The organism is Vibrio sp. RE86, from assembly GCF_013114545.1.
Taxonomy (GTDB): Bacteria; Pseudomonadota; Gammaproteobacteria; order Enterobacterales; family Vibrionaceae; genus Vibrio.
The window spans coordinates 38064-57455 of the sequence record NZ_VTXI01000002.1 but is presented as its reverse complement, the minus strand read 5'-3'; the positions used below and the strand labels follow the sequence as shown (position 1 = coordinate 57455).

Sequence of the window (19392 nt, the reverse complement as noted above, 5' to 3'; positions counted from 1 at the left end):
TTTCAGTCCTCTAAATGGGACTCACAGATCCCTTTCCGAAAAACGACACATCACTTTCATTTTGTTGAGCCACTACTCAAACTCGAACCCATATTCATTCTGATGGTATACCTTTCTAGCTTTAAAATGACGCGCACAACGACTACAGTGTGAGCGTTGTTATTTATTCACACTCAGTAGGAGCAGTGAGATTGATCGCACTCATCAACAAATATGCCGCCATCACCTTTATTGATCAGTTAAATAAAGAAGTCACCGATGCTTGGTCACTGGTGCGTGAGGCCCATGTTCCTATCTATTTGGACACGAGCACAGCGCAGTTCACCTCTTTCGCTGCCTTCATAAGGCTACTTGAGCAAACCCAACGTAGGCTGCCTGCATCCAAATTTATTGCGCTTTTACAGTTGTCAGCGCATCAGTTTGTAGAGCAGTTAGTGTCCGATAACCGTGAAGCGCCCTCTCTACAGCAACTCACCGATGCCATCCCAGTCGAATCGATTATCGCCATAAAAAACGTCGACACCTACTCAGTGGAATTGGCGATGCCATTGCAAAATGAGCTTCAATTCTTAGCAGAGCTTTATTTGCTGGTTACGACGCATTGCTATTGCATCGCGTTAAACTCTCGCTTAACTGCCCCCGTGAGATATCACCTACAACACCCAGATGCGCTCGACTTTGAACAGCTTCAAATCAGCAACCATACTCCACAATATTTAGGTCAGCAGCGCTCAGCCCTTTTCTACAAAGAGGCGATTTATCCTGAAACCAGCGCCACGGCTAAATTCGACTGTGCAGCTCTGAGCTTTTGCGAACAACTAAGCGCCGTACTTGAAGGCTATATCGGGCGAGAAGACCTCTCCATAGAACAGATCAGCGAAATCATCGGCATCAACCAACGCACGATTCAACGACGATTAAAAAGCGAAGGATGTACATTCAGAAAGCTCAAAGAAACACTCAATTTTGCTTTCGCTAAGCGTGTGATGGTGCAACGAAATGCCTCAATCTCAGATGTCGCGGAACACCTTGGCTATGCCGATACCTCTCAATTTATTCGCGCGTTCAAAAAGTCAGAAAACATCACTCCTCTCCAATGGCTTAAAAAGGCTCAACAAGCTTAAGGACACTCCATGTACCAATTGTCGCAAAATGCACATTTAAGCCAATTCAAATCGATATATTTGCACTCGTAAACTAATTTGAGGGTCAACACATGAAAAAGCTTCTTATCGCAACCTTAATCTCTGCCGCAACGTTCGGGGTTCACGCATCAATTGAAACGAAAGATTGGCACGAATCTGCGTCAGATGAAGCGAAAAAATACGTAGCAAGCAACATTGTGCTCGACTTCTATGCACCACCAAGCGGCGTAGGATTTACCAAAGATTCACAGGTTGCCGCCTACATCGACCTTGCGAATCAACGCGGTATTACCGGCGCATCCGTGACTCTTGCTGCTCCGCATACACCCAATCTACTGGCTTTCAAATCTGAGCACGGGAAATGGACTAAAGCCTCATCATCAGCAAAAACACCAATTCGTTACGTCAAAAAAGTCGAAGACTTTAAGCTCGCTCATGACAACGGTGAATACGCGATTATGTGGGCAAGCCAAACAACCATGCCCTTAGAGGGAGATGCTGCAAATGTCGCGGTCATGGCTGAGTATGGCGTCAAAACCATGCAGCTGACTTACAATGAAACAGAGTTGACGGGTTCTGGTGTTATCTCGATGATCAATGGTGATACCAGTGGTTTGACGGACTTCGGTAAAGAAGTGATAGATGAAATGGTAAAACACGGTATCACCGTCGATCTGTCTCACACTTCTCACTATACAACCAAAGACATTACTGACTACATGCAAATGCATCATGCTGGTGTACCTGTTATCTACTCTCACTCGCCAATCGCGTCGACTTACAATTGTGAACCACATGAGACTCTCACAGAGACAGAGCAGCGCATGGCTAAGCAAAACCTTAAAAAAGGTGACCCAAATTACCGACTGGCGGCATGTTATCGCTTGCTCTCGGATGAACAAGCAAAAACCGTTTCAGATATGGGTGGTGTTGTCGCAGTCACCGCTACAGAATGGATGATGGATGGGGTTTGGCCTGAAGACATCACGCCGAAACAGTTTGCTGAAATGATTGATGGTGCGATTGAAGTCGTTGGCATCGACCACGTTGGTATCGCAACCGATGATATGATGACCACAGCACAAGTGGTTCCTTTTAGTATCGCGAATCCCGATAAGTATGCCGATAACGGTTACATGATTGATGCATTCAATCGAGGCGCTACAGGATCCGCTGAGTTATCAAAGCACATGGCAGGAGTTGTCGACAATCTTTGGGCTATGGGCTACTCAAACGACGATTTGGCAAAACTCTTCGGTGGAAACCTAATGCGTGTTTACGGCCAAACTTGGAAGTAATCGCCCATCACTGATGGTAAACATGAAGCACTACCTCTATCGATAGAGGTAGTGCTTATCTGGCGCAAAGGCCCCATCATGGAGCCTTTAGATTGAAGAAAATCAGTGATTAGCGGACAAGTTCAGCAACCGATTCAATGCTGATCGCATCGTGTCGCCAATATTCGATATCACAATCAATAAGATCGCCGTGCTGATTGTAATTAATACGCTCAACAACCATCGCTGGCGTTCCCGATGTCGCACGCAGTGCTTGCGCCATCTCACCTAATAAAGTGCTGGTAGAAATACGATAGCGAATTTTTTGATAAACCACACCGTAATGCTCGCGATAGATGTCCGTCAGTGAATTCGACAGATCATGACCAAGCAAATTAGGAAACAATTCCGGGCGAACATAATTGGTCACAAACACCACAGGGCGGTCTTCGAGATAACGGACTCGATCAACGCGGTAAACATCAGAGAAAGGCTGTAGCTCTAGAAGGCGGGAAGCCTGTTTGTTCGCCAGTATGCTTTTTGCTGCGACCAACTCTGTCTTCGGTGTACGATTTTGCGCTTTCGCCATATTGGGGAAATTCAACGTTTGGGCCGGGTCATAACGCAGCGGTTCAGGCGAAATAAACCAACCTCGGCGATCTTCACGGTAGATACGGCCTTCAGCTTCAAGCAGTGATAAGGCTTCGCGTAGGGTCACGCGAGTCGTATCGAAAGACTCTGCCAATTTGCGCTCCGCTGGCAGCTTCTGTCGTGGTGACAGCATTCCCGATTCAATCTGTTCAACAATCGAGTCTTTAATTTTTACGTACTGCACGAAGTGTCCTTATCTTTTACGCCAAGCTTGAGTGCGATTTTCCAACCACTTACCGAAAGTCATCTGTACCATTTTTGCCATTGCGGCAGCGATCACAATCATCAAAGCCATGGCCGCAGCAGCGCCCGTTTGACGAGCATCATCCATATTCTGGATAGAGTCGGAAGCTGGGCTAGTATCGGTTGAATAAAGGAATACTACCGCAGAAGTGGTGGTCAATGCATTAACAAACAAATAGGTCGCGATGTCTAAAATGGCTGGCAGACATACGGGTAATGTCACTTTAAAGAACAACTCATATTGAGGAAGCTTTAGCGATATTCGAAGAAGCCATCGACGCTATCTACACGGCGTTTATGCCTCTACAAACCAGACTATGTTGTTGCAATGGATGACCTACCACAAGGTGGTCGCCCAGTACCATTTATGGCACTGAAAAACGCAATTGAGCTAAACGTAACTGACGTTAACGCATGTATCAAAGTGGATGACGCCGCACCGGGCATCGATGAAGGTCATAACGCCGGTATCTGGAATGTTGGTCTATTGCTCATAAAAAAGGGAAGTCACATGACTTCCCTTTCTCTAACATCTAAAAATAGTTGGCTATTTGAGCGCAGGCATACTGACTTAACCCCGTTAACTAACAAAAACTTTATCGATGGCAAAAATGAGATTGTTTGTAATTCTCTTATGAGTATTAGAATCGAGATTCGCGCCTTTCAATATCTCTTTCCAAACTTTAATCGACTGAGTATACCTTCCGGTGTAGTAACAACTCAGTGCATATTGATCCATCAAACCATACTCGTAAATGGAGCTTTCCAAGAATAACAAGAACTTAGAACGGTCAATATCAGTGTATTTTTCTAGCAATTCATAAGCGGCATTGTAGTCGCCCGAATTGGTATAAATACAACTTAAATCATACTGCGCTTCAGCCCTTTGAGGACATGTATCAATAGCGAGTTGAAAAAACTGTTTCGCTTTATTGATATCATTTTGATTTAAGTAGAGTCGAGCAACCCTCAAGTATGAGATATACACTTCCTCAAACCATCCCCCCATCGACGCTCTTTTCAAATAATGTTCTATAGCCTCTGGTGTCTGTCCTGAGTCTTTATATGACTGAGCCAAATAAAACTGTGAACGAGCGCAATCTGGTGACACGGCTAACTCTTGCTGTAACAGCGCTATATCATCTAAATATTTCTGACCACTCACTCTTCTTGAACTGTCAGATCCCATCAGATAATAAGCACTATCGGTATCAATAGTCCCCATTTCAACAGAACCTACTGACAAATACTCGTGGGTATAACCGATATACTCGACCTTTAAGTCTCGCTTGAATAATCGGTTGATTCGGTACTCCAAGCCACCATGTTTGCTCGTTATGTAATAGGCTGAATGTTTGAGGTCTCTATGATTGATCTTACCCTTCATTTGGTCATCTGCATCAATCGTCAAAATGTATTTGGCATTACTCAACTCTTTCGCTAGAGCTACCGCTTCATTTCTGTTGTGGGCAAAGTTTTTCCATTCTCGAGAAATGACTTGGCCTTTTTTACCCGCTTTCTTCATAAAACGGGTAATTTTCTCGATGGTGTCATCCGTTGACCCCGTATCAACAATGACAAACTCAGAGATTGACTCTAAAGTGGAGTTTAAACATCGTTCAATGATTGCACTCTCATTTTTGACAATCATCGTCAGACAGATGCCGCTGTTTTCAACTTGTTCCTTCATAACTAAACCCAACTTTAACGATTAGCTTATAGATTCACTCAAATATAGAACATCATACCATATAATAAAAAGCCACCTAATACTAGGTGGCTGTGATTAATTTATAGATAAGGAACTTGATGAGTTTAATCAGCGCTCTTCGATAACCTCAAGCTGACCAATAAGCCTAGCGCGCCAATGAGTGCATAAACGACTAGGTTCACCACACCAGCATTAGAAAATGCGGTCATTGGGTTGTGTGCAGTGAGAAGTTCTAGCGGAAGCAAGAAGACTGCGTTTAGAAACTCATTTAGCCACGATGTACCAATCAAGCTTTTAACCACGAGTTGAGCGACAAACATGGTCACCAAAATGACTAACAATGGCGAGTTCACTTTTTGTGATACGGCCAAAGAGAGCGTCGCAAACGGCAACAGTGCCAACCCGATTAACCACATGCGCCCAACAAACTCGAACCAGTGCGTAATGATGTAGAAGAACGACTCGCCGGTATCAAACAGTGGGAATGCATCCCCCACAACGAAGTTGATAAGCCACATCATAAAGTCTGCGCTAAATACGAGTATCGAACAAATCACTGGCACGACAAGCAGACCAAAACAGAGCTTAACGAGATGAATCTGAATATCCGTTACTGGCATACTGCGCCAAAACATCAGACTGCCTTCTTGGCGCTCTTTGCGTAATGTTTTAGGGAAATATAGTCCCGTTAACATCATCGAAAGCAGGCCAACAAAGCCAAACACTAAACCACTCAACTGTTTGCCTAGCGCAAAGCTCGACTCATAACCATCGCTGTAAGTGAGTTCATAAGTCACATTGCTTTGAATGGTGCTGTTCATGCTAATGCTGAACAGCAACACAAGGCCACAAACCAAAAGCGCCAGTGGGATTCGAGTGATCATCTTATGCTCCAACCACTCTTTCTCTAGCATATAAATATTGGCATTCATTACGCGGCTCCTTTCTGTAGCGCCAAGAAAAGATCGGCAAGTTTTACATTGTAAATTCGTTCCACGTCATCCACCTGCTCGGCTTGCTCTGCACGCAGCAACCAACGCGTGGTGCCCAATGCTTTCTCACTCGACAGTGGGTTTAATGCCGAGATTTTCTCATCTTGATCGTGGTTGGTTTCGACAATCACGTATTCTTGCTCTATGTCGCTCATCGCGGACTGCAGCACTGCCTTGCCTTGTTTTAAAATCAGCACATCAGTCAGCAGGTGCTCAATCTCTGATACTTCATGACTGGCAATAATCAAAGCACGCTCTCCATCATGGAACCACTCCAACAAGTGACGATAAAACGTATCGCGATAAACCAAATCAAGCCCTAACGTAGGTTCATCGAGCACCAATACCTTGGTATCTGTCGAGATAACAATCGCCAAATGAAGCTGTACTTTCATCCCCTTAGAGAGGGACTTAATTTTACTGCGAGGCTTGATGTCTGTTTTATCTAGCACCGCTCGCGCTTTATCGATATCGAAACTAGGGTGAACGCCTGACGTGTAGCGAAGCAGCTGCTGAACACTCATCCAGTCAGGGAGTACGTTCACATCCGAGATATAAGAGAGGTGCTCCATCACTTTGGCGCGCTGCGAGACTGGTTCTAAACCCAGCACTTCAATGTCGCCTTGATAATCGTGTGCGCCAAGCAAACTTTTAATCAACGTCGATTTGCCAGCACCATTGTGGCCAAGCAGCCCTAAAACTTGCCCTGCTTTTAGCTCAAAGCTGATGTTGTGTAGCGCTTCTCGCTCGCCTTTGGTTTTATTCGAGTACTGTTTTGAGACTCGATTGACTGTCATTAATGCACTCATTACTTGCCTTTTACCTGTTGCTTCAGCTGCTCGATAAACTCCTCAAGAGAGATATCCAACTGCTGCAATTTGTTTGCGATTGATGGGATTTGTTGCTCAATAAACTCGATTTTTTGGCTGGCTTTTAACTGTGCCAACGCCCCTTGTGCGACAAACATACCCTGACCGCGTCTTTTTTCGATCAGCGCTTCATCCACCAATAGTTGATAACCTTTCATCACGGTTAAGTGGTTGATCTTTAGGTCCGCTGCGACGGTTCTTACCGATGGCAGCGCCTCTCCTTCTTGCCAAACCCCTTGCAGAATTTGCTCGATGATGCGATCCGCCAGCTGGCGAAAGATGGGCTGTGAATCATTCCAATCTGTCATCAATCTACACTCTGTGAACATAACTAGTGATATACATAGGTATAACACTAAACTTTTTATCAATGATTGCAAGTGGTTCGTCAGCGAATGTTTCGCTGCTGATAAATTGATACAGATTAATAAAGCATTAACTTGTGTCACATCACAGTTCTGAAACCCGTAAGATACGTGCCTATCCACGATATCGAGTAAGAGAACAACAGTGACACGCGATCAATTTGAGTTATTAGCGCCAGGTGGCGATTTGGATTCCATCAAAGCTGCCATTGCAGCAGGAGCTGACGCTATCTACTGCGGGCTTGACCGTTTTAATGCGAGAAACCGAGCGACAAACCTCACCCTAGATAACTTAAATGGCGTTCTTGAACTTGCGCATCAGCATGACTGCAAAATTTTCCTTACTCTTAACGTATTGATTCTAGAGAGCGAAATCCCAGCGATTGTTCGTTTACTTAGCCAGCTTAATACCACCAATATCGATGGCGTTATTGTGCAAGACCTTGGGCTCGCTTATATCTTAAAGCACCACTTCCCAAGCCTAGATGTTCACGCTTCAACTCAGTTGAATACGCATAATGAGGGGCAAATTTTGCTGCTCAACCAACTTACGGCGAGTCGCGTCAATCTTTCACGAGAGCTGAACATCAATGAGATCAAACACCTCGCTCAGTTTGGTAAGCAACATGGCGTGTTAATGGAAGTGTTTGTCCATGGTTCTTACTGTATTGGGTTCTCGGGTATCTGCTATATCAGCTCAGCGCGGAATGGTGCATCGGGTAACCGAGGCCGTTGTAGTCAGCCATGTCGCGAGCAGTACGAGACCACACAAACTGGCAGCCAATACCCACTTAACATGAAAGACAACTCAGCGTTTGGTGACCTAGAAGCACTCGTTGATGCAGGGGTGTATTCGCTGAAAGTGGAAGGGCGAATCAAAAAATCGCACTACGTCTACACCGTCGTTGATAACTGGCGTAAGCAGATTGACCGATTCTGTGACGGGGTCAAATTATCCGATGATACTCGCGAGCTCTACAAGGTTTTTAACCGCGACTTCTCTAACGCCTTCTTAAAAGGTGAGTTTGGTAAAGCGATGTACATTGATAACCCTCGCGATCATGCCGTCAAACACTTCTCCAAGATTTACCAATGCACCAGCAGTGAACAAATTCAGCAGGTGAAGAAAAAGCTCTACGATGACAAGACCAATATCATTGAGACTGTCGCAGAAAAAACCGCTCAAATGGAAGTTCACTCATCTCAAGACAAGGGCGCTAGCTTGAAAGGGGCGATTGATGTACCAACATTATCGCCGCTCGTAGAGCCAGAGGCGCCAAGTGAAACTCGTTTATCGGTACTCATCTCTTCAATTGAAGATCTTGCACTGAGTCAGCGTGATGACGTCGATGTTTACTACCAATTGCCGATGGGTTTAGATGCCGAGTGTGACCATTTGATTGAGCTATTCCACCAGCACCAAGAGTTACTGCCCTTCTTCCCTGCGATTTTAATTGGCGACGATTTTTCCGCGGCTAAGCGCTTTCTTGAAGCGACAAAACCACGCAAGCTGATCACCAATAACTCAGGCGTAGGCATGATTGCACAAGAACTCGGTTTGGATTGGGTTGCTGGGCCGCAGATGAACATCGCCAACTCTTACGCCCTAAAATGTTTAGATGAAGAGTTTTCAGCCGCTGGTGCATTTATCTCTAATGAGATCAACATTAAGCAGATGCGTCATATTAAGCGACCTCAAGCGATGAAACTGTTCTACAGTATTTATCACCCAAACACCTTGCTCACAAGCCGTCAGTGTCTATTTCAACAGACCGAAGGCTGCCGTAAGATTAAGGTCAATAAAGGGTGCTTGAAGCGTTGCGAAAAGCGTACTTCAATCATCAATTTGAAAGATAACCCATATGTGATTCAAAAGCATAAGGGCAGCCACAACGCGATCTACAGCGAACACAACGTATTGAACTTGGACGTTCTGACAGATCTTCCTAACCTGTTTACCGATGTTATGGTCGATTTACGTGATATTCAGACTGAAACCCGAGTCAGCCTTGGGAAGAGTGAGCTGATAGATACCTTTTTAACATTGCTTAGCGAGTGCGATGAACCAAATATTGAAGCACTGCACTCAGCAATAAGACCGACAACCAACGCCCAATATGCCAAAGGCGTGTAATCCAGCCACCAAGAACAGAATTTAGATGTAAAAAAGCCAGTATGACGTTAATCATACTGGCTTCTTAGTTTGGTTTTTCGGTTAGATTAAGCTGACTTACCACCAATGCTCAATCGAGCAAAACGTACATCGGGTGCGAAGAAAGTACGGCTATCGTTGCTCAATTGAACGTCACCGACAGCGTCTACCTCTTGCAGCATCTTGTAGAAGTTGCCCGCCACCGTAATACCACGAACCGGTTGAATACGCTCGCCATTTCGGCACAAGAACCCACTGGCGCCAAATGAGAAGTCTCCGCTAACCGCATCAGCGCCTGAGTGAACACCTTGTAGCTCAACAAGCTCTAGGTACTCGCCCGCTTTTACCTCTGATGCGCTACTTAAACCAGTTGCAATCACTTTGTGGTTTGCCGATACGTCTAAGCTGGATTTCGCACCGCGCGACGCACTGGCTGTCGACGCCGTTCCGAAGTAACTCGCAGTTTGGCTATTGTGCAGCAGCGTGTTCAACTGCCCATTAGCGATAAGCACATTGTCTTGAGTTGCAAAGCCCTCGCTATCAAAACCTGCAATAGCCATACCCTTTGGCATGTACGCCGCATCGGTAAAGGTCAGTAATTCGCTAGCCACAGATTGACCTAACTTGTTACCTAGAGGCGTGATGCCCTTCATTGCACTGACACCCGAGAACGCACTGCCAAAGGCACTAAACAGGCTACTTAACGCGTTGATATGGAAGATGGCAGAGTAGTTTCCTGTCGCCACCGGCGCACCCTCTAGCAAGTCGCGAGCTAGGTTGTAGCCAGACTCAATACAATCGGCCGAATTTAGCTCTGCAAAGCGACGACCAAGAGACATTTTTCCTGCCATCGACTGCTTACCGTCTTTCTCGAACAAGGTATACGCATAACAGTGGAACGAACGTTCAAAGTGCTGACACAGCGAACCTTGGGTATTGGCAATGATCAGCTGACTCTCGCCATCACCATAACCATTGTAAGGTGAGCTTGATGCATGAGGCAGTGACACAACCCCTTGCTCCAGCGCCAAAGAGAGTTCGATTTTTTCATCAACCGACGTGGTATCTTCTTGCGCGATTTCAGCAACATCAGTGGTGATCTGGCTGTTCACGCAGCTGATGGTTTGATGCTCATCTTGTTTGGAAAAACGCGCACTTTGCAGCGCATTGGTGAGCATCAAATCTAAACTCGCAGATTCCAGCGATTCAGAGTAACTGGTCGCCACACGTGCGTCTTTGACAACACGCACACCTAAGACTTGGTTTGAGCTGACTTTGTATTCGTCTAACTGACCTTGGTTCGCCTTGAGTGAAAAGCTGCTGTTACGGTTTACGATCACATCCGCTTCTGCGCCTTGGCGTTTCGCTTCGGCCAGAACATAGTCAACGGCATTGAGAAGTTGTTTATCTTGGCTCATTAGTTACCGCCCCCTACCAGAATGTTATCGACTTTTAGTGTTGGTTGACCAACCGTTGTCGGTACTGACCCACTCACAGAACCACACATTCCCGGAGCCAGCGCCATGTCTTTACCCACCATGCTGATCTCTTTCAGCACTTTTGGCCCTCTGCTGATCAACGTTGCCGTTTTCAGTGGTTTGGTGATTTTGCCATTTTCAATCAGATAGGCTTCACGAACGGCGAAGTTGAACTCCCCTGTTCCTGGTTGTACTGAGCCACCACCCATCTTCTTAGCGTAAATACCACGTTCGATGCCCGCTAGCATATCATCCAAAGAGTGTTCACCCTCTTCGATAAAGGTATTGCGCATACGCGATGTTGGCGCAAACTTGTAGTTCTGACGACGGCCTGAGCCAGTAGGTTGGTAGCCCGTCTTCAGGCCACCCATTCTATCGACCATAAAGCTGGTGAGTTGGCCATCTTTGATCAGCTGAGTTCGCTGAGTTGGCATGCCTTCATCATCCACATGAATCGAGCCCCATTCGTTAGTCATCGTCCCATCGTCTACTGCATTTACCGCAGAATGAGCAATCATCTCGCCCATTTTGTCGTGGAAGACAGACGCTTTCTTAGCAACCGATGTCGTTTCTAACAGGTGACCACACGCTTCGTGGAAAATAACGCCACCAAAACCATTACCAATCACCACAGGCATTTCACCCGATGGACACGCATCCGCACCCAGTTTTATCAATGCCTGCTCTGCGATAGTTTGCCCCAAATGTTTAGCGTCAATTTGCTCACTAAATTCCCATCCAGCTAGCGCGCCTGGGCTTTCGGAACCTGAAGATTGTTCATTGCCTTTTTGTGCAACAGCATTACCTGCTACGCGAATGTAGTGACGAGTGTCGTCAACATGTAAACCGTCTGAGTTAAAAATGGTCACCTGCTGCTCGCGTTGCAAAACACTGCCAATGAACTGGCTGATGTATTCACTTTCAGCGCGCGCTGCTTCGTCAGCTTTCAGTAGCAAAGCAATCTTCGAATCTAGGTTGGCATCTTGACTTAGTGGCTGACGACAACCGTGTTGAATAGGATAGCGGTTGAGATTCAACGATCCTGCGGATGCAATTTGCTCACGCTTGTCTTTGGCTGCGAGTAGTGACGTCACTCGTTTCAATTCAGGCTCATCGGTGCTGTTGGTGTACCCATAAAGCACCTTATGACCAAAGAACAGACGAATGCCAATACCAAAGTCGATACCCGAGTTGACCTTATCAACCTCGCCAGATGCTATCTGAACGGTATTGGTTTGATGGTGCTCTACGAATAGCTCTGCGAAATCCGCCCCTAGAAATAGGGCATGATCAATCACCGCTTTCGCCGTTGCAGAATTAAGCATGAAGTCTCCTTGCTTGTTGTTCGTCCGGGCCTTTTCCCCTTTCAAGTTAAGCGCAAATAGAGAGCGTTTGCGAAAACCAAGGATCAATTTTGGGGAAAGGCGATTGATTTAACTCTACCACTTTTCGCCACTCAAGGTTGCGCATTATTCCGCAGCAACGAAGGAACTTAATCCTTAGTAGACAACGTCATAGCTCATCTGGGTAAAATCATTCGCAAATGCAGTCGCCTTAGCATTGGCAAGCTTCACCGATTTATTCAGATTCGCGAATAGAGGAATGCCGTCGCCAAGTAGAACAGGTGCGTAAGAGATGGTGATTTCATTCAGAAGCTCTAAGTTGATAAACGTTTGAACCGTCGCCCCACCATCAATATAGGCATATTTATGGCCTTCGCTTTCCAGCTTCGCTACCAGTGCGTGAATATCTCCAGAGTAAAGTTCGATTTTGCCCTGCATATTGTCTGGGGCAGTCGTCAGCGTATTGCTCAAGACAATGATTCTTAGATCACCATAAGGCCACTGCTCAGGGGTAAGGTTCATCTGAGAGATCACCTGCATGGTAGAGCGACCCATGATCATACAATCCACACTTTCAACGTAGCTCTGCCAACCAGCATCAACCTCTACTTCTGGTTTTCCTGCGCTGTGTAGCCAATCAAGCCCGTTATCTTTTGTCGCAATGTATCCGTCTAAACTCGTCGCAATATGCACTGAACACTTCATCGTTTTACTCTCTTTTTTGGTGGCCTAGAGACCTAAAGTTAGCGCCTTATTTCATCCATTACTTGGCATTGAATCCGTTGTGAATTAAAATATTCTACACTGTAGAATTAATTGAAGTTTAGCGAGGAGATTGAATGTCTGTCAATCAGAAAAAGCGAGGGCGACCAAAAGGATCAGGTAACCAACTGAGCGCTATCACTATTTTAGACATGGCAAAATCAATAATGAAAGCAGAGGGAAAGATCCCGAGTATTCGTAAACTCGCGACTAACCTGAATGTGGACGCCATGGCGATCTACTACTACTTCGAGAACAAAAACAGACTGCTCGAAGCGATCACTACTTCGCTTGTGGAAGATATCTACCAGCCGGTCACGAGTGAAGATTGGAGACTAGAGCTGCGTAAGCTGTGCATTAGCTATCTGAATTTACACTGTGAATACCCAGGCTTGCTAGACACCATGTTGAAGATGGATGTTCATAGCCCTGCCGCGGTTTTTAACGATAAATTTAAACATGTCGTCTCTACTTTGAATTTAAATGAAGAAGATACCTTTAATGGTGTCAGCCTGTTGGCCGACTATCTGCATGGGTACGCGCTGGCACTCAGTTGCAATAGTGACCGCGAAACACTCAATCTCGATATGATTGAAGGGCCACTCGAACTGTATTGCCTGGCCCTGAAGAGTAAAGCTAATAGATGATTAGCGCCCAAGTAACATATCAAAAAACTGCTGCCTAGATTGTGGCGAATTATCTCTGTGTGTATGGTACTCAACGTGTGATGTTTCACTCGCCGATGGGCTAAGTCGAATGCTCCACAGAGGGTCAATTTGATTGGGGATCATAGAGTAACGCACATCCATGATTCGCTGCTTGTCTTCCAAACCTTGAGCTAAAAAGTCGCTCGAGAAGTGGCGAAAACGTTCAATATCTTGAGCTTGCTGCGAATCGAGGTCGAGCCAAGGAAAATCACGACTCACATCTAACTTGGCAATCGACTCGCCAGGATAGACCATTATTGCGCTTCCAGCTCTTACGGCATCGATGTAGAAGCTCTGTTCAGTCTCATACACCACCTTCCAAAGCAACACGTTGGCGAACGTGGGTTTAGCGAACAGCCTAATCGGCTCATGCTGCCTTTCTTCTGCTAACTGCCAACCCGCTTGCAAAGCTCTGTCTCGTTGAACTGAGCCTAATACAAGATAAGCGAGAGCCCAAACCAATGCGACACGAGATAGCCAAGGCTTACGCTTTATGGTTGCAAATAGAAGCAAGACTAAGATAGGAATGGTAAAAGCAGGGTCGACAACCGAGATAGAGTTCCATGCATAGCGGTTGTCGCTCAGCGGCCAGAGAAGTTGCGTGCCATAACTGGTGCAAGCATCAAGCAGTCCATGTGTACCAAAGCCAAGCGCGCAATATAGCCAGCTCTGCTTAAATGGCAGTCCGCAACGTTTGCCGAAAAGTGGATGCAACATTAGAGCACAGAGTAAACTGCCAAATGGAATAAAGAGTAAGGAGTGGGTGAATTGTCGGTGGAATTGTAATAACAGCAGCGGGTCAGTTGAGGAGCGAATCAATACATCTAAGTCAGGAGTCATTGCGGCCAAAAGCCCCAACCCACCAGCCACAATCATGTGAGGCTTTTTCCCCACCGATTGCGGCACTGCAGCCCCAAGCAATCCCTGTGTTATTGGATCCATTCACCACTCGCTCTAATCAAATCGGAGAAATTCTCGCTCTTTTGAGATTAGAAGTGAGTGGTTTACTTTTCAATAAAGGAAAGAGGCGACGAGAACTAAAACCCGCGTCGGTCAAACTCATTATGGATCAACACAATACATTGAGAAGCGAATAGCATTTGAGGGCCAAGGCTTATCTTTTGCGTGCCTAAACGCTTAAGGCTATTCCAACTCTTTTTCGGCATTGGGATGTGGTCAGTTAAGATAAAGCATGGATTACCGACAAACGGTTCTTCATTGATATCTGTGCCTTTTTTGTCCAGCATGTAAAGCGTGTAGTCTTCTGCCAAACGCTGAACCAACTTTTCAAAGCTGATGGTTTCAACACTTAACCCTTCGCTAACCTGACGGCTCTCTTCTTTCTTCATGCCGACTGAATGCTCAAGACCTTTTGCAATTAGAGCAATCAACGCCGATTCATGGAAACCGCCAATATTGCGCAGGTGAGAGGATTCAAAACAGAGCGTGCGTGAAAAGTCAGACGTGCTTTCAATGACCAAATAGACCGTCACATCATCTCGGTGAGATTGAGCAGTGAAGATCGCATTCATCAGCACATGAGCAAGAATTTCAGAGTGAGCGTCGGCACCCACTCCCGCCACGAAAGTTTTAGGGTCTGTGGAAGCAGCGCGAGCACGGACAACAAAGGCTTTATTCATAAGTAACCATTAGCAAGAAAATTACCCGCTATAATAACGATGTTCCGCGCCCTGTCTATTTGTTGTTGCGATTTGCTGGCTTAGATTTACTCAGTTTTATCACACCGAGTAAATCTTATGAAGCCATCAAGGACTTATGCTCGCTCAATCGCCTTAGGAAAAGGCTGAGAAGCAGATTAATCTCGATAAGATTGTGAAGCTAAGCGAATAAAGGCATTGGTTTCACCGTATTTCTTATACTCGCCCACTCGCTGTACCACTTCAAAGAACAGGCCATTGACTTCCTTGGTATAGAAGTGGAAAAACGCGCCCGTATCATCTTCAGTGTAAAGAATGTTGTTTTGCTTAAGCTGCTCAATTGACTCATCTTCTAAATCGAACTGCGCCTGAATATCGAGATAGTAGTTGTTCGGGATCTTCAGCTGATAAATAGGCGATAGGTTCGCCGCCGCTTTGAAGATATCACGACACTCAATCGCAATCTGGTTGATGCTCGCACCGTTTGAGTCATTTAAGAATCGCTGAGCAGAAGTACGTTTAGCACTGGTGCTGTTAAGCGCGATCTTAATGTTCTCGTTCGGGCTTTTGATCGTGCGACTGGTGATCAAACCGTTGATATCAGGCAGATCAAAGCTCTCTTCAGGTACAAAACCAAAGATCGATTTGTAGAAGAACATGTTAGAAAGCAAAGTCTCTGGCGACACCACCTGACCAATGTGGTCAATACGAATTAAGTTGCCATCCAAAGCTGGAGTTTGCTCCACAGGCTTAAAGTCCACATCGTAAAACTTATCCGCTTGGTTCTCATCCAAAAGGTGAATCATCAAATTACTTGAGCTTTTCAAGGTTGGAATATCAAGCTCATTTTCTTGGCGCGCTTGGAAAATCGCTGGACTGTTGTAGCGTTTTGCTAATTCAACTAAGCGGTCAGAATCTTTTGTTAACACACCCAATGCACAGACCGACTCACCATGCCCATCAAGGTAGGTTTTCGCATTGCTGTTTTTTTCATAGTTAAAGACAAAGTTGATGTCACCGAGTTGGTAAAGGTCAACGTTCTTACTTTTATGACTATGAGTCTTGCTAAAGCCCAGTGACTCGATCACATCAGAAAACGGATTGTCTTCACGCTCTTTAACCGCAAATTCGATGAAGCTCAAATCGGACACGCTAGGTACTTCAAATAGGTTATTGGTTTGGTCTTCCAACCATTTTAGTGAACGAACACCATCGACCGCTTTCTCTCTCGGAGAAGACGAACGGAACTCATCATTAAAGACTTCATGTGATAGATAATCATCGTAGCCTTTGTCTTTCAGAGTCTTAACGAAATCAATCACCGGGAAATCACCCTGACCAGGGAAGCAACGGTAGTGACGGCTATACTGCAAAATATCCATCTGCATTTTTGGTGCGTCAGCCACTTGAACAAGCGCAATTTTGTCCACTGGAATATCTTCACGCAGTGTGTCTAACGTATTGCCACGCGCAAACATGTGGAAGGTATCAAGCACCACGCCAAGGTTCGGATGGTCGACCATTTTGACGAGATTCCAAGCGTCATCATAGTCAGCAATATGGCGGCCCCATGCGAGCGCTTCATAGCCAAGCTGCATATCTTCACGTTTAGCCAATTCGGCAAGCGCGTGGAGATCTTCGGCGCAGCGGTCGAGGTTGTTGGTAGAGAGCGGGTTAACGTTACTGCACATCATCAGGCGTTTTGTGCCCAATTGGTGTGCCAAATCCATCTTGCGCTCCATCATTTTATATTTCTTTTCGCGCAAGCCATTTGGCATCCCTTCCATATCTCGGAAAGGTTGTAGAACTAAAATCTCAAGCCCCATGCTGTCAGCAATGCGTTTTACATCCGCTGCTGATCCTCGGTACTGAGTTAAATCATTTTCAAAAATTTCGATAGCATGAAAACCAGCTTTTGCTGCAGCATGCATTTTCTGTTCAAGCGTGCCAGACAGACAGACGGTTGCGATTGAATACTTCATCCGAAAACTCCCTAGTTAACCAACGCGGTGACGTCTTGAACAGCAACGTATTGCTCTGTTTCTGTTGCTTTGATGATGGCATCAATGACCAGCAAGTTTTGCAGACCGTCATAGATGCTCACTTTTGGTGTTTCCTCTTCACCGCGAATCAATGCGCAGAAATGTTCAAGTTGACGTTTCAATGGATCTTCGCGAGTGACCGCCTCTTGACGTTCCTCCATCGCATTCCACCAAGAAGGTGTCACACCCTCTTTAAACGATTTGATTTGCATCGTTGGGATCGACAATGAACCGTTAGTACCCGCCACGTGGTAGCAATCTTCGGTTTCGTAGGTTGCGTAGGTCTTATTCTCTTGAGAAGTTTGCTCCCAACTACGTGGGCTTGCAGAAGCATCTGACAGCATAAATGAACCAAGTGTGCCGTTGGCAAATCGCAGCGAGATTGCTGTGGTATCTTCCACTTCGAACTCGCGTGTGGCATTGGAGTTAAGCGCCTGAACCCCCACGATGTCACCAACCAAATGACGCAAGTTACCAATCTCGTGAATCATATTAATAAGAATCGGACCACCGCCTTTAACTTTGCGCCACTCACCTTCGTTGTAGTAATAATCAGGTTTGTAGAACATCGCGCTGCCCATGATCGACACCGTTTTACCCAGCTCGCCACTATCAATGATGGATTTTGCGGTTTCGAGCAGTGGGCTGTAGGCGCGGTGGTGGCCTACCAGCATTTTCGCCTTTTCACGATTAGCGTGTTTGAGCAGCTCAATCGCGTCTTCAATCGAATCCGTGACTGGTTTTTCAACAATCGCAGGCACACCCGCATTGATACACTCGTGAGCCTGAATAGCATGTAAACGGTTTGGTGTCGCCAAGATCACCCCATCAGGTTTATCGACTTCAAATAGCTCTTGCAAGCTAGAGTAAACTTTCACCCCATACTCTAGTGCAATCTCTTCGGCAGCAGGCGAAGGGTCGACGATTGCCGACAACTGACATTGTGCGTTTTCTTTTACTAGCTTGATGTGTGTTTTTCCGATCAGACCAGCGCCAGCAACAGCAATTTTAACTTGTTCCATGTTATGACCTTATTTTTTATTCACGCTCTAAAGGCGGTTCTTTTTATGACGATGTTGTGATTGCAATAACGACGGAAAGCGAGAGTCCAGAGGCCACCGTCGTGATAATTAGGGTGTTTAAGCAGAAGCGTTGATGTTGATAAAGCCCACCTAAAATTGGATAGATTGACAACATCGGCGACGCAGCAAATATCAATAAGACGTACTTTAAGTCTCCCTCTACAGGTAACGTCATCAGCAGTGCAACGACCACCAACGGAAAGAACACCAACTTCATTGAAGAGACGAAAGCGATTCGCCTGAACTGCTCAAATTTGAGTGATTGTCCCAGAGCCCCACCGATCGCAAACAGCGCTAACGCCACCGATGTTTTCGCAAAAATGGATACCCCTTCAGTCACAAATTCTGGCAAGCGAATACCCGTGATATTCACGACTAAGGCCAAGCTGATCGCTAAAATAATCGGGTTGCGACTAATACGAGCCGCGACAATCTTTAGCTGAGCACTCAGGCTTGAAGACTTACCTTGAGCAAACTCCAAAGAGATCAAACTCAATGGAATAAACACCAGGTTCTCCACCAACACACACATCAAAAAGGCTTCAATGTATTGGCCGTTATAAAGAGAAAGCACGACTGGAAAGCCAACAAATGCGCTGTTTGGCATCCCACTTCCAAGGCCATTGATAAAGCTCTCTGTCCATGTCGATTTGAGTAAGCATTTACTCACTAATATTGCAAAGGTCATCGCCGACAATCCGGCAAGCGCATATACCAACATAAAGTTAACGTGAATAACCTGACCTAGTTCGATACTGCTTAAACTGCTGATGATCACCGCAGGTAGCGAGACATACAGCACAAACTTGCTCACCTCTGCGACGAATTGTTGGCTAAAAAAGCCTTTTTTGGTCGAGAGGAACCCTACTGCCACGATAAAAATCAGTGGCAGCAAAACTTCTAATACAAACATTG

At 45.8% G+C, this 19392-nt stretch carries 17 protein-coding genes and 2 pseudogenes; 5 read left to right on the top strand and 14 right to left on the bottom strand.

What is annotated here, in order from left to right:
- The first annotated feature begins 191 nt into the window (after positions 1-191).
- On the top strand, positions 192-1124 hold the full coding sequence (locus tag F0231_RS02500) for a helix-turn-helix transcriptional regulator (RefSeq protein WP_171758135.1): 933 nt from the start codon (positions 192-194) through the stop codon (positions 1122-1124).
- Between the two features lie 92 nt (positions 1125-1216).
- Positions 1217-2443 carry a dipeptidase gene (locus tag F0231_RS02495; protein ID WP_171758134.1) on the top strand — a complete coding sequence of 409 codons (1227 nt, stop codon included), beginning with the start codon at positions 1217-1219 and terminating at the stop codon, positions 2441-2443.
- Between the two features lie 109 nt (positions 2444-2552).
- On the opposite strand, the gene phnR is transcribed toward F0231_RS02495, so the two are convergent.
- Positions 2553-3257, bottom strand: coding sequence for a phosphonate utilization transcriptional regulator PhnR (gene phnR / locus F0231_RS02490; protein ID WP_171758133.1), 705 nt, complete (start codon positions 3255-3257; stop codon positions 2553-2555).
- Between the two features lie 9 nt (positions 3258-3266).
- Positions 3267-3575 (bottom strand): annotated as a pseudogene (locus F0231_RS02485) (ABC transporter permease subunit); the annotation flags it as partial.
- A 45-nt stretch (positions 3576-3620) separates the two neighbouring features.
- On the opposite strand from F0231_RS02485, the pseudogene F0231_RS02480 reads away from it, so the two are divergent.
- Positions 3621-3809 (top strand): annotated as a pseudogene (locus F0231_RS02480) (HAD-IA family hydrolase); the annotation flags it as partial.
- Positions 3810-3896: 87 nt separating this feature from the next.
- Here F0231_RS02480 and F0231_RS02475 read toward each other — a convergent pair.
- The 4 genes from F0231_RS02475 to F0231_RS02460 form a co-directional block, all read right to left on the bottom strand.
- Positions 3897-5006, bottom strand: coding sequence for a glycosyltransferase (locus F0231_RS02475; RefSeq protein ID WP_171758132.1), 1110 nt, complete (start codon positions 5004-5006; stop codon positions 3897-3899).
- Positions 5007-5131: 125 nt separating this feature from the next.
- Complete coding sequence (locus tag F0231_RS02470; RefSeq protein ID WP_171758131.1) at positions 5132-5959, bottom strand: hypothetical protein; 828 nt, start codon at positions 5957-5959, stop codon at positions 5132-5134.
- Positions 5959-6828: an ABC transporter ATP-binding protein gene (locus F0231_RS02465; protein ID WP_171758130.1), complete on the bottom strand. Its 870-nt coding sequence runs from the start codon at positions 6826-6828 to the stop codon at positions 5959-5961. Before F0231_RS02465 ends, F0231_RS02470 begins: the two co-directional genes overlap by 1 nt.
- On the bottom strand, positions 6828-7196 hold the full coding sequence (locus tag F0231_RS02460) for a GntR family transcriptional regulator (RefSeq protein ID WP_171758129.1): 369 nt from the start codon (positions 7194-7196) through the stop codon (positions 6828-6830). Before F0231_RS02460 ends, F0231_RS02465 begins: the two co-directional genes overlap by 1 nt.
- 202 nt (positions 7197-7398) lie before the next feature.
- On the opposite strand from F0231_RS02460, the gene F0231_RS02455 reads away from it, so the two are divergent.
- Positions 7399-9387 (top strand): U32 family peptidase, encoded by a 1989-nt coding sequence (locus F0231_RS02455; RefSeq protein WP_171758128.1) that lies wholly within the window; start codon positions 7399-7401, stop codon positions 9385-9387.
- 86 nt (positions 9388-9473) lie between these two features.
- Here the strand turns inward: F0231_RS02455 and F0231_RS02450 are convergent, their stop codons facing one another.
- The 3 genes from F0231_RS02450 to F0231_RS02440 form a co-directional block, all read right to left on the bottom strand.
- Complete coding sequence (locus tag F0231_RS02450; RefSeq protein WP_171758127.1) at positions 9474-10823, bottom strand: TldD/PmbA family protein; 1350 nt, start codon at positions 10821-10823, stop codon at positions 9474-9476.
- Positions 10823-12208 (bottom strand): TldD/PmbA family protein, encoded by a 1386-nt coding sequence (locus tag F0231_RS02445; RefSeq protein ID WP_171758126.1) that lies wholly within the window; start codon positions 12206-12208, stop codon positions 10823-10825. The genes F0231_RS02450 and F0231_RS02445 overlap by 1 nt, the downstream gene beginning before the upstream one ends.
- 174 nt (positions 12209-12382) lie before the next feature.
- Positions 12383-12931, bottom strand: coding sequence for a dihydrofolate reductase family protein (locus tag F0231_RS02440; protein ID WP_171758125.1), 549 nt, complete (start codon positions 12929-12931; stop codon positions 12383-12385).
- A 134-nt stretch (positions 12932-13065) separates the two neighbouring features.
- Between F0231_RS02440 and F0231_RS02435 the strand changes: the two genes are divergently transcribed.
- The gene (locus F0231_RS02435) at positions 13066-13635 is read left to right on the top strand and encodes a TetR/AcrR family transcriptional regulator (protein ID WP_171758124.1); all 570 of its coding nucleotides are present in this window, start codon (positions 13066-13068) and stop codon (positions 13633-13635) included.
- Here F0231_RS02435 and F0231_RS02430 read toward each other — a convergent pair whose 3' ends face one another.
- From F0231_RS02430 to F0231_RS02410, 5 genes are all read right to left on the bottom strand, one after another.
- Complete coding sequence (locus tag F0231_RS02430) at positions 13636-14637, bottom strand: metal-dependent hydrolase (RefSeq protein WP_171758123.1); 1002 nt, start codon at positions 14635-14637, stop codon at positions 13636-13638. It lies immediately after the preceding gene.
- A 95-nt stretch (positions 14638-14732) separates the two neighbouring features.
- Positions 14733-15335 (bottom strand): tRNA (pseudouridine(54)-N(1))-methyltransferase TrmY, encoded by a 603-nt coding sequence (trmY, locus tag F0231_RS02425; protein ID WP_171758122.1) that lies wholly within the window; start codon positions 15333-15335, stop codon positions 14733-14735.
- Between the two features lie 176 nt (positions 15336-15511).
- Positions 15512-17335 (bottom strand): bifunctional sugar phosphate isomerase/epimerase/4-hydroxyphenylpyruvate dioxygenase family protein, encoded by a 1824-nt coding sequence (locus F0231_RS02420; RefSeq protein WP_171758121.1) that lies wholly within the window; start codon positions 17333-17335, stop codon positions 15512-15514.
- A gap of 11 nt (positions 17336-17346) precedes the next feature.
- Entirely contained in the window at positions 17347-18417 is a 1071-nt protein-coding gene (locus tag F0231_RS02415; protein ID WP_171758120.1) for a Gfo/Idh/MocA family protein, read from the bottom strand.
- A gap of 43 nt (positions 18418-18460) precedes the next feature.
- Positions 18461-19390, bottom strand: coding sequence for an AEC family transporter (locus F0231_RS02410; RefSeq protein WP_171758119.1), 930 nt, complete (start codon positions 19388-19390; stop codon positions 18461-18463).
- Positions 19391-19392: the final 2 nt, after the last annotated feature.

What these genes read in the sequence shown, in the direction of transcription:
- F0231_RS02430 (WP_171758123.1), bottom strand. Translation starts at nt 14,637, where the DNA reads ATGGATCCAATAACACAGGGATTGCTTGGGGCTGCAGTGCCGCAATCG.
- F0231_RS02495 (WP_171758134.1), top strand. Translation starts at nt 1,217, where the DNA reads ATGAAAAAGCTTCTTATCGCAACCTTAATCTCTGCCGCAACGTTCGGG.
- F0231_RS02440 (WP_171758125.1), bottom strand. Translation starts at nt 12,931, where the DNA reads ATGAAGTGTTCAGTGCATATTGCGACGAGTTTAGACGGATACATTGCG.
- trmY (WP_171758122.1), bottom strand. Translation starts at nt 15,335, where the DNA reads ATGAATAAAGCCTTTGTTGTCCGTGCTCGCGCTGCTTCCACAGACCCT.
- F0231_RS02415 (WP_171758120.1), bottom strand. Translation starts at nt 18,417, where the DNA reads ATGGAACAAGTTAAAATTGCTGTTGCTGGCGCTGGTCTGATCGGAAAA.
- F0231_RS02445 (WP_171758126.1), bottom strand. Translation starts at nt 12,208, where the DNA reads ATGCTTAATTCTGCAACGGCGAAAGCGGTGATTGATCATGCCCTATTT.
- F0231_RS02460 (WP_171758129.1), bottom strand. Translation starts at nt 7,196, where the DNA reads ATGACAGATTGGAATGATTCACAGCCCATCTTTCGCCAGCTGGCGGAT.
- F0231_RS02420 (WP_171758121.1), bottom strand. Translation starts at nt 17,335, where the DNA reads ATGAAGTATTCAATCGCAACCGTCTGTCTGTCTGGCACGCTTGAACAG.
- F0231_RS02475 (WP_171758132.1), bottom strand. Translation starts at nt 5,006, where the DNA reads ATGAAGGAACAAGTTGAAAACAGCGGCATCTGTCTGACGATGATTGTC.
- F0231_RS02435 (WP_171758124.1), top strand. Translation starts at nt 13,066, where the DNA reads ATGTCTGTCAATCAGAAAAAGCGAGGGCGACCAAAAGGATCAGGTAAC.
- F0231_RS02470 (WP_171758131.1), bottom strand. Translation starts at nt 5,959, where the DNA reads ATGAATGCCAATATTTATATGCTAGAGAAAGAGTGGTTGGAGCATAAG.
- F0231_RS02465 (WP_171758130.1), bottom strand. Translation starts at nt 6,828, where the DNA reads ATGAGTGCATTAATGACAGTCAATCGAGTCTCAAAACAGTACTCGAAT.
- F0231_RS02410 (WP_171758119.1), bottom strand. Translation starts at nt 19,390, where the DNA reads ATGTTTGTATTAGAAGTTTTGCTGCCACTGATTTTTATCGTGGCAGTA.
- F0231_RS02450 (WP_171758127.1), bottom strand. Translation starts at nt 10,823, where the DNA reads ATGAGCCAAGATAAACAACTTCTCAATGCCGTTGACTATGTTCTGGCC.